Raw genomic sequence first — 13,043 nt, 5'->3', positions numbered from 1 at the left:
AGCACCGCTTCGATTTCATAATTTAGTCTAATATGTTGTAATTTTCCTCCATTTCTGTGAATCTTGCCGGATTTTGCTTCGTTAAGTTCCCGCTTTTCTTTCAGTTTCGTTCGTTAAGAAGCTGTTAATTTCGTTGTTTTCGGCAAAAAAACTCAGTATGATTATAAAGCTAAACTAGAATGGTTGTACTGGAAGGACCCCGGAAAGGCGTGAATTTTCCCTATGAGTCTGCGCGTAGGTATTGATATTGGCTCCACCACGGTGAAGGTGGTTGTCCTGAACGAACAAAACAAACTTCTGTTCCGCTCCTATGAGCGGCACTTTTCCAAAACACGTGAGCGTGCCCTGGAGACCCTTCACTCCATCCAGGATATGCTTGCCGGCCAGAAGATCAAGGTCACCATCACCGGCTCGGCCGGCCTGGGCGTGGCTAATGCCGCGGGCATCGATTTCGTTCAGGAGGTCTATGCCACCGCCGCGGCCGTGAATACTTACATCCCCGACACCGATGCCGTCATTGAGCTGGGGGGCGAGGATGCCAAGATCATTTTCTTCGGCGGTGCCCTGGAGGAGCGCATGAACGGTTCCTGCGCCGGCGGCACCGGCGCTTTCATCGACCAGATGGCCACCCTGATGAATGTCACCGTGACCGAACTGGATGCGCTGAGCCTGAAGCATGAAAAGATCTACCCCATCGCTTCCCGGTGCGGTGTATTTGCCAAGAGCGATATCCAGCCCATTTTGAACCAGGGCGGTCGGAAAGAGGATGTGGCCGCCTCCATCTTCCAGGCGGTGGTGGACCAGACGGTGGCCGGCCTGACCCAGGGCCGGGAGCTGAAGGGCAAGATCGTCTTTCTGGGCGGCCCGCTCCACTTCCTTATGGGCCTGCGCCAGCGCTTTGTGGAGACCCTGAAGCTGGATGGCGAACACGCCATTTTTCCCGAGGACGGCGACTGCTTTGCCGCTATGGGCGCGGCCCTGTGCGCTACCGACTATGAGCCGGTCCTCTTTGAGACGGTGCTGAAAAAGCTGGAGGACAGCGCCGAGACCACCACTCTGGTGGACACCATGCCCCCTCTCTTTGAAAATCAGGAGGAGTATGACGCCTTTGTGGCGCGCCACAACGCCAACCGCCCTCCCGAGGTGGACATCCATACCTACACCGGCCCCGCTTGGCTGGGTCTGGACTCCGGCTCCACCACCATCAAGCTGGCCCTCATTACCGAGAACGGTGGGCTTCTCTATACTTATTATCACTCCAACCTGGGCAACCCCGTCACCATCGTCCTGGAGCAGTTGAAGAAGATCTACGAGCTGTGCGGCGACCGGATCGAAATCAAGGGCGCCGCCGTCACTGGCTATGGCGAGGACCTCATCAAAAACGCCTTTAACTGTGACTTAGGCCTGGTGGAGACCATGGCCCACTATAAGGCCGCCGCCCACTTTGAGCCCGATGTGGACTTCATTATCGACATCGGCGGCCAGGATATGAAGTGCTTCAAAATCCGCAATGGAGCGGTAGACTCCATCATGCTCAACGAGGCCTGCTCCTCCGGCTGCGGCTCCTTCATCGAGACCTTTGCCAAGGCCCTGGGCTACGACATCGCCACCTTCTCCAAGCTGGGCCTGTTCACGCAAAAGCCGGTGAATCTGGGCTCCCGGTGCACCGTGTTTATGAACTCCAGCGTCAAGCAGGCCCAGAAGGACGGGGCCAGCGTGGAGGACATCTCCGCCGGTCTCTCCACCTCCATTGTGAAAAACGCCATTTACAAGGTCATCCGGGCCGCCAGTGCCGACGATCTGGGCCAGCACATTGTGGTCCAGGGCGGCACCTTCCTCAACGACGCGGTCCTTCGTGCCTTTGAGCAGGAGCTGGGGAGAAATGTGACCCGTCCGGTGATCTCGGGCATCATGGGTGCCTTCGGCGCCGCTCTGGCCGCCCGTGACCTGCACCTGGAAAAGAGCTCCCTGCTGGGCCCCAAGGCTTTGGAGAAATTTGTCCACACCGCCAAGCCCGCCACCTGCGGACTGTGCACCAACCACTGCTCCCTCACCGTCAACTCCTTTGACGGCGGACGGCGCTTCATCTCGGGCAACCGCTGCTCCCGCCCCCTGGGGGAGGAGCCCACACGCCAGCCCGACCTTATGCGCTATAAATACGCCAAGCTCCGTGCCCTGCACGGCAAAGGCCAGGGGGACGGTTCCCGCGGACGGATCGGCATCCCCTTCGGGCTCAACATGTACGAGAATCTGCCCTTCTGGTTTGAGCTGTTCACCCGGCTCAACTTTGAGGTGGTCCTCTCCCCCGAGTCCTCCCGGAAGCTCTACTTAAAGGGCCAGCGCACCATCCCCTCGGATACAGTGTGCTACCCCGCCAAGCTCCTCCACGGCCATGTGGAGGCCCTGGTGGAGGCGGGGGTGGACGCCATCTTCTACCCCTGCATGCCCTATAACTTCAACGAAGGGGTCAGTGACAACAACTATAACTGCCCTGTGGTAGCCTACTACCCCGAACTGCTGGCGGCCAACGTCCCGGAACTGAAGACCACCCGGTTCCTGGATCCCTATTTTGGCCTGCACCGTCCAAAGGACTTCGAGCGCCGGGCCGGGGAGTGGTTCTTCAACGAGTTCCAGGTTCCCAAGCGGGAGACCTCCGCCGCCGTAAAGGCCGCTTACGCCGCTTATGAGGCCTACAAGAACGATCTGCGTGAGACGGGTAGGGCCTATATCGACCAGGCCCGCCGGGAAGGAAAACCCATTCTGGTAGTGGCCGGCCGGCCCTACCACATGGACCCGGAGATCAACCACGGCATCAACGACCTCATCACCTCCTACGGCTTCATTCTGGTCACCGAAGACGCAGTGGCCTACCTGGAGGATAAGGCCCCACGCCATGTGCTCAACCAGTGGACCTACCACGCCCGGATGTACAACGCCGCAAGGTATGTGTGCACCCAGAAGGATATGGAGCTTATCCAGCTGGTGAGCTTTGGCTGCGGCATTGATGCCATTACCGGCGATGAGATGCGCTCCATCCTGGAGCAGGGCGGCAAGCTTTACACCCAACTGAAAATTGATGATATCAGCAACCTGGGCGCGGTGAAGATCCGAATCCGCTCCCTGATGGCAGCCATTGAGGCAAGAAAGGAACATTGATTATGGCGAAATTGGTATATGATGAATCCGGTCGTCTTCTGTTTACCAAGGAGATGAAGGAGGAGTACACCCTCCTGATGCCTCAGATGCTCCCCGTCCACTTCGGCATGCTGAAAAAGCTTCTGGAGTGCGAGGGGTATAAGGTAGATATGCTCACCACCAACCACCGTGGGATCGTGGATGAGGGCCTCAAGTACGTCCACAACGACACCTGCTACCCCGCCCTGCTGGTCATCGGCCAGCTCATCGATGCGGTGAAGCATGGGGGCTACGACCCCCACAAGGTGGGCCTGCTCATTACCCAGACCGGCGGCGGCTGCCGGGCCAGCAACTACATCCACCTGCTCCGGAAAGCCCTGGAGAAGGCAGACATGGCCTACATCCCCGTGGTATCCGTCAACCTGTCCGGCCTGGAGAAGAACCCCGGCTTTTCTCTGACCCTCCCCTTCGTCCGCAAGGCGGTCTATGCCATGATGTACGGCGATATCATTGTCAATGTGGCCAACCAGGTGCGCCCCTACGAGGTGAAGGAAGGTGCCGCTGACGAGATGATCGACCACTGGTCCCAGAAGCTGGTGGACGGTTTCCAGGCTGGCAAGGGCATGAGCCGGGCTCAGATGCGCCAGAACTTTGACGCCATCTGCGCCGACTTTGCCGCCATCCCCGTGGCGGGCGAGCCCAAGATCCGCGTAGGCGTGGTTGGCGAGATCTATGTGAAGTTTGCCCCTCTGGGCAACAACAACCTGGAGAAGTTCCTCCTCAGCGAGGGGGTGGAGCCGGTAGTGCCTGGCCTGACCGACTTCATCATTTTCAAAATCTTCAACCGGGTGTCCGATGTGGACCTGTACGGCGGCAAGTGGATCAAGAAAGCGGCCTGTAAAGCCTTTATGGCTTACATCGAAGGCTGTCAGAAGGACATGATCGAGGCCCTGGAGCGCTCCGGCCGCTTCCGCGCCCCCGGCACCTTCCGCCAGCTCCACAGTCTGGTACAGGGCTACCTGGGCGACGGCAACAAGATGGGCGAGGGGTGGCTGCTCACCGCCGAGATGCTGGAGCTCATCCACTCGGGCACCAACAACATCGTCTGCACCCAGCCCTTTGGCTGTCTGCCGAACCACATTGTGGGCAAGGGTATGATCCGCAAGCTGAAGGATGACTATCCTTATAGTAATATTGTGGCTATTGATTACGATCCCGGCGCCACTAAGATCAACCAGGAGAACCGCATCAAGCTCATGCTGGCCAACGCCAAGGGCCTCACCCATCAGGAGGCGGCCCCCCAGCGCGCTCCCCAGCCCCAGCGGGAGCCCAAGCTGGCCCACGCCAACGTATAAGAAGCTGTGGAATTTCCAGACCCTCCGCTCTACGGGCGGAGGGTTTTGTCTTGCCCCGGAGCCCCGGAGCTGATATGATAGGGGAAGAAACAAAAAGGAGGCTATCCCATGCACATTCCCACCTGCGAAACAAAGGAACTGGAGCTGGTGCGCTTTGACGCCGCTTTGGAGGAGGCCAACCGTCCCAACCCCAATTATGATATTACAAAATGGCTTTATGTGCCGAATTTCTACTCTGAGTATCGTTATATTTTGGGAACACGGGGCAGCAAGCCCCTGATCTGCGTGGGCATCAACCCCTCCACTGCCGCTCCCGACGACCTGGACAACACCCTGAAGTCGGTGGAACGGGTGGCCCACCACAACGGGTACGACAGCTTCATTATGTTCAATGTCTACGCCCAGCGGGCCACCAACCCCGATGACATGGAGCTCACCTATAACCGGGAGCTCCACCAGGAGAATATGCGCGCCTTTGACTACGCCCTGTCCCTGGATAAGGCCGCCTCCCCCGCCGTGTGGGCCGCCTGGGGGACCATCATCGAAAAGAGGCCCTATCTCCCCGGCTGCGTCCGTGACATGATCGAAATTGGAGCGCACCGGGGGGCCCGGTGGTATTCGGCGGGAAAGCGTTCCAAAAAAGGGCACCCCCACCACCCCCTTTACCTGCGGAAGGACAGCCCCCTGGAGGTGTTTGACGTGGCCTCCTACCTAGATCTTCTCTGATCGGCAGCAAAAGAGCCTGACCGTTTCTCGGTCAGGCTCTCTTTTTTATTGGGTGTCAGACTTCCCCATGGTCTCCTCCAGCAGCTTCACCAGCCGGCGTATACCGGGGTGTTTCTGTCCCGGCAGGCTGAGGGCCCCAAAGGACAGGGGCTCCACATCTGCAATGGGGCGGCGGCACAGTCCCGCCGTCTGGCTTCCGGGTACGTCGGCGGTCACTCCAAAGGCATAACCTGCCTCCACCAGGGTAAAGAGCACCTCCTGGTTGTCACAAAAGAGGATTTCCTTCGTGGGCCTGCCTCCCACTGCCCGGCCCTGAACCGCAAACAGGCCCTCCGGACAGATGGGAGGACGGCAGACGGCAATTCTCCCACCCTGATGAAGCTCCTCCATGGTCACCGGTCCCTCTCCCGCCAGGGGATGCCCCGGCGCGCAGACACAGCACACCGGGCAGCGCCGCAGCTCCCGGTACTGGACCCGTTTGGATACAGCACCGGAAAAGGAAAACATCAGATGGATTTCTCCCTCTGTCAGCAGATTTTCCAGAGAATCAAAGGGAATCAGGCGCAGCACAGGCAGCAGCTGAGGCTCCTCCCGGCGCAGCTGGTCCAGGGCCGGAATCAGCACGCGGAGCTCTCCGGTGTTCCGGCAGCCCACCACCAGGCGCTGGGGAGCCTACTCCTGGGCCTCCTTCATCCGGGCCCTGGACAGGTCCGTGAGCTTTAAAATCTCCCCGGCGTAGTGGGTAAATTGAAATCCCTCCTGGGTCAGACGCACACTCTTGCTGGTGCGGTGAAAGAGCTTGATCCCCAGCTCGTCCTCCAGGGTGTTGATCTGATGGCTCACCGCCGGCTGGGTGATGCGAAGCTGCTGGGCTGCTCTGGAAAAGTTGAGAAAATTGGCCACCGCCATAAAGCACTCCAGCTGTGTGGTGTTCATAAAATGCCCCCTCTTCCCCGCTTTAATAACATTGATCTATAAACATTCTTTATAGAATATAGCACATTTGAATTTCACATACAAGACAAATCGTGCTATAAAAAGTAAGGGTCCAAACTATTTTGCCCTTAACCAACGTAAAGAAGGGAGCTTATGACAACACCAGCCAAAGAACGGATCCTGCGGGACAACCGGCGCATCTCCATCCAGGTGGAACAGTGGATCAACAGCACCATGGCCCTCTGGGGGCTTACCGCCGCCCAGGTGCAGGTGCTGCTGTATGTACTGGGCCACAGTGGCCAGGGCACCTCCCTCACCCAAATTCACCAGGAATATGGCTATTCTATGGCCGCCCTGTCCTGCATCGTCAAGCGTCTGCGGGAAAAGGGCTACATCCGGGTGGAGCCCTGGGCCGGGGATGAACGGCGCAAGCTCCTCTTTGCCACCCAGGCGGCACAGGAGCTGCAGCACCACCTGGACCACTCCACCCAGCGGCTGCATCAGCAGCTGTACCGGGACTTCACCCCCCAAGAACTCTGCGAACTGGACCGGCTGCAGCGCAAGCTGCTCTCCAGCCTGTCCGCACTCACCCATTCAGCAAAGGAGGAACCATCACCATGAAATCTGTACTTCGGCAGCTGGGGCACTTTCGGAAAGACGCTCTGGCCTGTGTGGGCCTGACCACTCTAGAGGTCATCACAGACATCCTGCTGCCTTTTATCACCGCCATCATTATTGACCAGGGTCTGGAACAGGGGGACCTGCCCACCGTCTACCGCTACGGCGCTCTGATGGTGGTCATGGCCTTTCTGGGGCTCATTTTCGGGGCCCTGGCGGGCAAATATGCCGCCGCTGCCTCCGCCGGCCTGTCCGCCAACCTGCGTCAGGCCATCTACCACAACATTCAGACCTTTTCCTTCTCCAACATCGACAAGTTCAGCGTCCCCGGCCTGGTCACCCGCATGACCACCGATATCACCAACGTACAAAATGCCTTTATGATGGTCATCCGGGTGGCGGTGCGGGCCCCTCTTACCTTTGTGTTCAGCTACATTATGTGCCTGATCATCAGCCCCAAGCTGAGCCTCACCTTCCTCATCGCCGTGTTCTTCCTGGTGGCAGTGCTGGGAGGCATCATGGTGGTCACCATGAAGATCTTTAACCAGGTGTTCCGCAAGTATGACGACCTGAACGCCAGCGTACAGGAGAATATCTCCGCCATCCGGGTCGTCAAAGCTTTTGTCCGGGAGGGGTATGAGAACGAAAAGTTCTCCCGCGCCTCCCAGAACCTCTACCGTATGTTTGTCAAGGCTGAGGGCCTGCTGGCCTTTAACAGTCCGGCCATGATGACAGCCGTATACTTCTGTATCATCATGGTCTCCTGGATGGGCTCTCAATTCATTGTGGCCGGAGAGATGACCTCGGGCAACCTCACCAGTCTTTTCAGCTATGTGATGAGCCTTCTTATGAGTCTGATGATGCTCTCCATGGTGGTGGTCATGATTTCCATGTCCATGGCCAGCATCCGGAGAATCGACGAGGTGCTCAAGGAGCGGCCCGATCTCCACAATCCTGCCCGTCCCGTTCACGAGGTGGCCGACGGCGCCATCGACTTTGACCATGTGAACTTCTCCTACAAGCACGGCAGCGGGAAAAACGCCCTCACTGACATTGACCTGCATATCCGCGCGGGAGAGACTATCGGCGTCATCGGCGGCACCGGGTCGGGCAAGAGCAGTCTGGTCAACCTCATTTGCCGGCTCTATGACGTGGACAGCGGCCAGGTCCGGGTAGGCGGCCGGGACGTGAAGGAGTACGACATGGAGGCGCTGCGCAACCAGGTCTCCGTGGTGCTTCAGAAAAACACTCTGTTTTCCGGCACCATTCTGGACAATCTCCGCTGGGGTGACCCCAATGCCACCCAGGAGGAGTGCCAGGCCGCCTGCCGGGCGGCCTGTGCCGACGAGTTTATCGACCGCTTCCCGGATGGTTACCAGACCCGCATTGAGCGGGGCGGCGCCAATGTGTCCGGCGGTCAGAAGCAGCGCCTTTGCATCGCCCGCGCTCTGCTGAAAAAGCCCAAGGTCCTGATTCTGGACGACTCCACCTCCGCGGTGGACACCGCCACCGACGCCAAAATCCGCGCCGCCCTGGCCAAGCACCTGCCCGGCACCACCAAAATCATCATCGCCCAGCGGATCTCCAGCGTGGAGGACGCCGACCGGATCCTGGTGCTGGACAACGGCCGGATCGATGGCTTTGATACCCATGAAAACCTGCTGAAAACCAACGCCATTTACCAGGAGATCTACGACTCCCAGGTAAAGGGCGGGGGCGACTTTGACCAGAGCGCGTGAAAGGAGGAACTACTATGAATCACACACAATCCCGCGCTGCCTCTCTCCATGTGCTCAACCGGGTCCTGGGCTATATGCTCCGGCTTTATGCCCTGCCCTTCCTGGCAGTCATTTTGTGCATTATCATCTCCGCCGGGGCCACCGTTATGGGGGCCACCTTCCCGCAGACGCTGGTAGATGATTACATCGTCCCCATGCTCAGCAGCGGCAGCACCGACTTCTCCAGTCTGGGAGCCGCCATTATCCGTCTGGCCTGCATTATGGCCCTGGGCGTGGCCGCCTCCTTTGCCTATAACCGTATGATGGTCACTATCAGCCAGGGGACCATGCGCCGGCTGCGCAACGACCTTTTCCAGCGGATGGAATCTCTGCCCATCCAGTATTTTGACACCCACGCCCATGGTGACATCATGTCTGTATACACCAACGACGTGGACACCCTCCGCCAGCTTTTGAGCCAGAGCATTCCCCAGGTCATCAATTCCGTGGTCACCATGGCCGCCACTCTGGGGACCATGCTCATTCTCAATCCCGTTCTCACCCTCATCTCCATCCTCACCGCCATTGTCATGCTTCTGGTCACCAAAAACTTCTCCGCCCTGTCAGGTAAGTACTACGTCCAGCAGCAAAAAAATCTGGGCATTGTGGACGGATTTATTGAGGAGATGCTGGACGGTCAAAAGGTAGTAAAGGTCTTCTGCCACGAGGAGCAGGCCATGAAGGACTTTGACAAGGTCAATGAGGACCTGCGGCAAAGCGCTGAGCTGGCCAACCGGTATGCCAACCTCCTCATGCCCATCAACGCCAACATCGGTTGGCTCAGCTATGTGCTGGTGGCCATCGTGGGCGCCATTCTGGGCATCAACGGCCTGGCCGGAGTGACTCTGGGCACTGTCATTACCTTTGTGGGCCTCAACAAGAGTTTTACACAGCCCATTACCCAGGTGAGCCAACAGGTAAACTTTGTGGTCACCGCCGCCGCCGGCGCCTCCCGTGTTTTTGAGCTCATGGACCAGCAGCCGGAAGAAGATCACGGCTATGTGGAACTGGTCAATGCGAAGGAAGATTCCCAGGGCCAGCTCAGCGAAGCCCCGGAGCGCACCAACGTGTGGGCCTGGAAACACCCCCACAAGGCCGATGGCACCATCACCTATACCCGCCTGGAAGGCGGCGTAGTCCTGGACGGGGTGGACTTTGGCTACACACCAGACAAGATGGTCCTCCATGATATCTCCTTGTGGGCCAAGCCCGGACAGAAGATCGCTTTTGTGGGAGCCACCGGCGCGGGCAAGACCACCATCACCAACCTCATCAACCGCTTTTATGACATTGCCGACGGTAAAATCCGCTATGATGGCATCAACATCAACAAGATCAAAAAGCCCGACCTGCGCCGCTCTCTGGGCATCGTCCTTCAGGACACCCACCTCTTTACCGGCACTGTGCTGGAAAACATTCGCTACGGCAACCTGGATGCCAGCGATGAGGAGTGCATGGCCGCGGCCAAACTGGCCAACGCCGACGGCTTTATCCGCCGCCTCCCCGACGGATATGACACCATGCTCACCGGAGACGGGGCCAACCTCTCCCAGGGCCAGCGGCAGCTTCTGGCCATCGCTCGGGCCGCTGTGGCGGACCCACCAGTGCTGATTCTGGACGAGGCCACCTCCTCCATTGATACTCGAACCGAGAAGCTGGTCCAGGACGGTATGGACGCCCTGATGTGCGGGCGCACCACCTTTGTTATTGCCCACCGGCTCTCCACCGTCCGCAACGCCGACTGCATTATGGTCATGGACCAGGGCCGGATCATTGAACGGGGCACCCACCAGGAACTGATGGGAAAGAAAGGTACCTACTACCGGCTCTACACCGGCAATTTTGCAGAGGACTGACCCCTCTGTTCCAAAACCTCCGCTCTCGCCGGCGGAGGTTTTTCTTGCTTTGGAGCGGCCCGATTTGGTACAATGGGACCAAGCTCAGAAAGGAGGTCCTTTCCGTGAAGCTTCCCTGGAGAACCATCCTCTATCGCCTGGCCTACGCCGTTTTGGCCGCCATTTTTCTGATCCCCGCTGTATGTTTTCTCATCATCCTCCTGCTGTTTTCCTTCAACCTGCCCCCCTACGGACAGCGGGCCATTCTGGTCCTGGGATGGGCCGCTGTGGCTGCCATCCTGCTGGCCATTCTCCTTCCTCGGCGCTGCCGCAAGCTCCTGGGAGTGCTCCTCCTGGCGACGGCAGTAGGCTGTGGGGGCTACTGCTGCTTTGGTCTGTGGCGGGACAGCATTCCAACCGTGGGGGAAGTTGGCCGCTACACCCTCCTGTCCAGCTACCAGCCCTTTACCGAGGGGTCTCTCACCGCCCGCCTGGAGGGCCCCGCCTCCCTCCGGCTGAGCCGGGAGGACTGTCCCCGTCTGGACGGGGCCACCGCCCTTTACCCGGTCTACGCTGCCTTTGTCCAGGCCGTCTACCCGGAAGGCGATTATCCCTTCTTACAAAGCCCCGGAGAGATCAGCCCCAAGGTTGCCTGCACCGGCACTGTGGAAGCCTACGAGCGGCTGATTGCGGGGGAGACCGACTTAATTTTTGTCGCCGCCCCCTCCCAGGAACAGTTGGACCTGGCCGCGAGCCAGGGGATGGAGCTGTACCTCACCCCGATCGGGCGGGAGGCCTTTGTCTTTTTTGTCAACAGCAAAAATCCTGTGGAGGAACTCACAGTGGATGAAATCCGGGGAATCTACTCGGGCTCTCTTACCAACTGGAGCCAGGTGGGCGGAAAAAACCAGTCCATCCGCCCCTTCCAGCGCATGGAGAACAGCGGCAGCCAGACCGCCCTGCTGCAGCTGATGGAGGGGCTTACTCTCATCGAGCCTGAGCAAGAGGACCGGGTGGCCGATATGGGGGGCATTATCAGCCAGGTAGCCGACTACCGCAACTACCAAAACGCCATCGGTTTCTCCTTCCGCTTCTACTCCACTCAAATGGTACAAAATGGGGACATCCGTCTGCTGGCTCTGGATGGAGTATTCCCCACCAGGGAGACCATTCGGGACGGGAGCTACCCCATCTCCGCCCCCTTCTACGCGGTCACCGCCGCACCCATAGGCCACTCCGCCCCCCAGGAGAGCAATCCGATACTGGCTGATTTCCTCGCCTGGATTCTATCCCCGGAGGGGCAGTCTCTGGTGGAGGCCACAGGCTATGTCTCCCTCTCATAATAAAAAAGAACCGGCAGGCAACCTGCCGGTTCTTTCCGTTTTTCCTATTTTTTTCGCTCAGCAAGCTTGTCCTTTAACTCCTGCCGCAGACGGAGCACCCGAGCGATGTGGTAGTTGACCACGGTGTGCTCCACCCGTCCCTCCTCCATTAAACAGCGATCGGACACTTGAGCACCCAGGGCCCGGAGGGCCTGCCGGTTTTCTTCGTTAAGGCAGCCCAAATGTTCCATATTCCGCAGGGTAATGAGTTCCGTCAGCAAATCCTGGGCAATGTCCTCGCAGCACTCCAACCGGCACAGCTCCCGCTTCTGGCGCTTGCGCCGCAGCAGCCGCTGCTCGGAAAACAGCGCCAATTGGCCCTCCAGGGCGTCAATTTTCTTTTCCAGCCCCTGGGTTTCCGGGAGATGACTGTCTCCGTCAAACATGTCCTCTAAAAATGCAATCAGGTCCCGGTCCAGTCCCTCCATGGTCTGCCGGATTTTTAGACTATTGTCATAGGGGAAAATGAGGGTATTCACCGCCATGCCGATGGCCAGGCCGATGGCTGTATCCCAGATCCGCCCCATAGAATAGGACAGCGCTTCTATCTCTGGATTGAGGCATGCATTCACCAGCACCAAACAGGGCAGCACCGGCACAAGCTTCAGGCGAAGGCTCTGATATCCTGCCAGAATGGCAATGATCCCTACACCTACGGCAACCATGGGTGGAATCTTTAGAGACAGCATGAACAGTGCCAGCAAAGCCCCCACCGTCACTCCGCAGATCTGGGTCAAGCAAGCCAGAAGAGACGCGGTAAACGTAGGCCCTACCGCGGAGATGGCACCAATGGTGGCAAACACCACTTTAGCCGGACTGGCTCCATAGTGCTCTACTACCATCAAGGCCAACACCACAGCAAGGGCCGTCTTGATGGTACGCATCCCCACAGGAAGCTTCATGGCGGCAAGCCGTTTGTTCATGTCTTTCACCTCATCTTTTCTCTGTACTGGTTTAGTATATATAAAAAAAGAAGGAACAGTCAAGCTGTTCCTTCTTTGTGTTGGCGTTACCTATCTTCCCGGTCCGTCTCCAGACAAGTATTTTCGGCAGAAATGAGCTTAACTTCCGTGTTCGGAATGGGAACGGGTGGACCCTCATTCTAATCAACACCAACTATTTTAATCACCGAAGCGACTAAAATCATATCAAATTGTAGAGAAAACTTGGTGACCCGTACGGGAATCGAACCCATGTTTGCGGCGTGAGAGGCCGCCGTCTTAACCGCTTGACCAACGGGCCGTGTGGTGCGCCTTCAGGGATTCGAACCCGGGACCC

General features: G+C 58.3%; 10 protein-coding genes, 1 tRNA gene and 1 rRNA gene. 7 read left to right on the top strand and 5 right to left on the bottom strand.

From position 1 onward, the window contains the following. The first annotated feature begins 222 nt into the window (after positions 1-222). The 3 genes from ACTQ3R_RS05915 (at position 223) to ACTQ3R_RS05905 (ending at position 5,216) form a co-directional block, all read left to right on the top strand. Positions 223-3,156 (top strand): acyl-CoA dehydratase activase-related protein, encoded by a 2,934-nt coding sequence (locus tag ACTQ3R_RS05915; protein WP_441778227.1) that lies wholly within the window; start codon positions 223-225, stop codon positions 3,154-3,156. A 2-nt stretch (positions 3,157-3,158) separates the two neighbouring features. Then, complete coding sequence (locus tag ACTQ3R_RS05910) at positions 3,159-4,490, top strand: 2-hydroxyglutaryl-CoA dehydratase (protein ID WP_441778226.1); 1,332 nt, start codon at positions 3,159-3,161, stop codon at positions 4,488-4,490. 108 nt (positions 4,491-4,598) lie between these two features. Next, positions 4,599-5,216, top strand: a complete 618-nt coding sequence (locus tag ACTQ3R_RS05905) for a DUF1643 domain-containing protein (RefSeq protein ID WP_441778225.1) — start codon at positions 4,599-4,601, stop codon at positions 5,214-5,216. A gap of 45 nt (positions 5,217-5,261) precedes the next feature. Here the strand turns inward: ACTQ3R_RS05905 and ACTQ3R_RS05900 are convergent, their stop codons facing one another. Beyond that, positions 5,262-5,870, bottom strand: coding sequence for a substrate-binding domain-containing protein (locus ACTQ3R_RS05900; RefSeq protein ID WP_441778389.1), 609 nt, complete (start codon positions 5,868-5,870; stop codon positions 5,262-5,264). 18 nt (positions 5,871-5,888) lie between these two features. Beyond that, positions 5,889-6,152 carry a LysR family transcriptional regulator gene (locus tag ACTQ3R_RS05895; RefSeq protein ID WP_441778224.1) on the bottom strand — a complete coding sequence of 88 codons (264 nt, stop codon included), beginning with the start codon at positions 6,150-6,152 and terminating at the stop codon, positions 5,889-5,891. Positions 6,153-6,305: 153 nt separating this feature from the next. Between ACTQ3R_RS05895 and ACTQ3R_RS05890 the strand changes: the two genes are divergently transcribed. From ACTQ3R_RS05890 to ACTQ3R_RS05875, 4 genes are all read left to right on the top strand, one after another. Further along, positions 6,306-6,773, top strand: a complete 468-nt coding sequence (locus ACTQ3R_RS05890; protein WP_441778223.1) for a MarR family winged helix-turn-helix transcriptional regulator — start codon at positions 6,306-6,308, stop codon at positions 6,771-6,773. Further along, on the top strand, positions 6,770-8,509 hold the full coding sequence (locus ACTQ3R_RS05885) for an ABC transporter ATP-binding protein (RefSeq protein WP_441778222.1): 1,740 nt from the start codon (positions 6,770-6,772) through the stop codon (positions 8,507-8,509). Before ACTQ3R_RS05890 ends, ACTQ3R_RS05885 begins: the two co-directional genes overlap by 4 nt. A gap of 14 nt (positions 8,510-8,523) precedes the next feature. Continuing rightward, a complete protein-coding gene (locus ACTQ3R_RS05880) occupies positions 8,524-10,404 on the top strand; it encodes an ABC transporter ATP-binding protein (protein ID WP_441778221.1) in 1,881 nt (626 codons plus the stop codon). Positions 10,405-10,508: 104 nt separating this feature from the next. After that, positions 10,509-11,726, top strand: coding sequence for a PstS family phosphate ABC transporter substrate-binding protein (locus ACTQ3R_RS05875; RefSeq protein ID WP_441778220.1), 1,218 nt, complete (start codon positions 10,509-10,511; stop codon positions 11,724-11,726). Positions 11,727-11,770: 44 nt separating this feature from the next. Here the strand turns inward: ACTQ3R_RS05875 and ACTQ3R_RS05870 are convergent, their stop codons facing one another. From ACTQ3R_RS05870 to ACTQ3R_RS05860, 3 genes are all read right to left on the bottom strand, one after another. Then, the gene (locus ACTQ3R_RS05870) at positions 11,771-12,688 is read right to left on the bottom strand and encodes an FUSC family protein (protein ID WP_441778219.1); all 918 of its coding nucleotides are present in this window, start codon (positions 12,686-12,688) and stop codon (positions 11,771-11,773) included. A gap of 78 nt (positions 12,689-12,766) precedes the next feature. Then, a 5S ribosomal RNA gene (gene rrf, locus ACTQ3R_RS05865) occupies positions 12,767-12,882 on the bottom strand. Positions 12,883-12,932: 50 nt separating this feature from the next. Continuing rightward, positions 12,933-13,007 (bottom strand) — tRNA-Glu (locus ACTQ3R_RS05860). Between the last annotated feature and the right edge of the window lie 36 nt (positions 13,008-13,043).

The organism is Lawsonibacter sp. LCP25S3_E2 (assembly GCF_052117285.1).
GTDB lineage: Bacteria > Bacillota > Clostridia > Oscillospirales > Oscillospiraceae > Lawsonibacter.
This window is presented reverse-complemented; position numbering and strand designations above follow the sequence as displayed.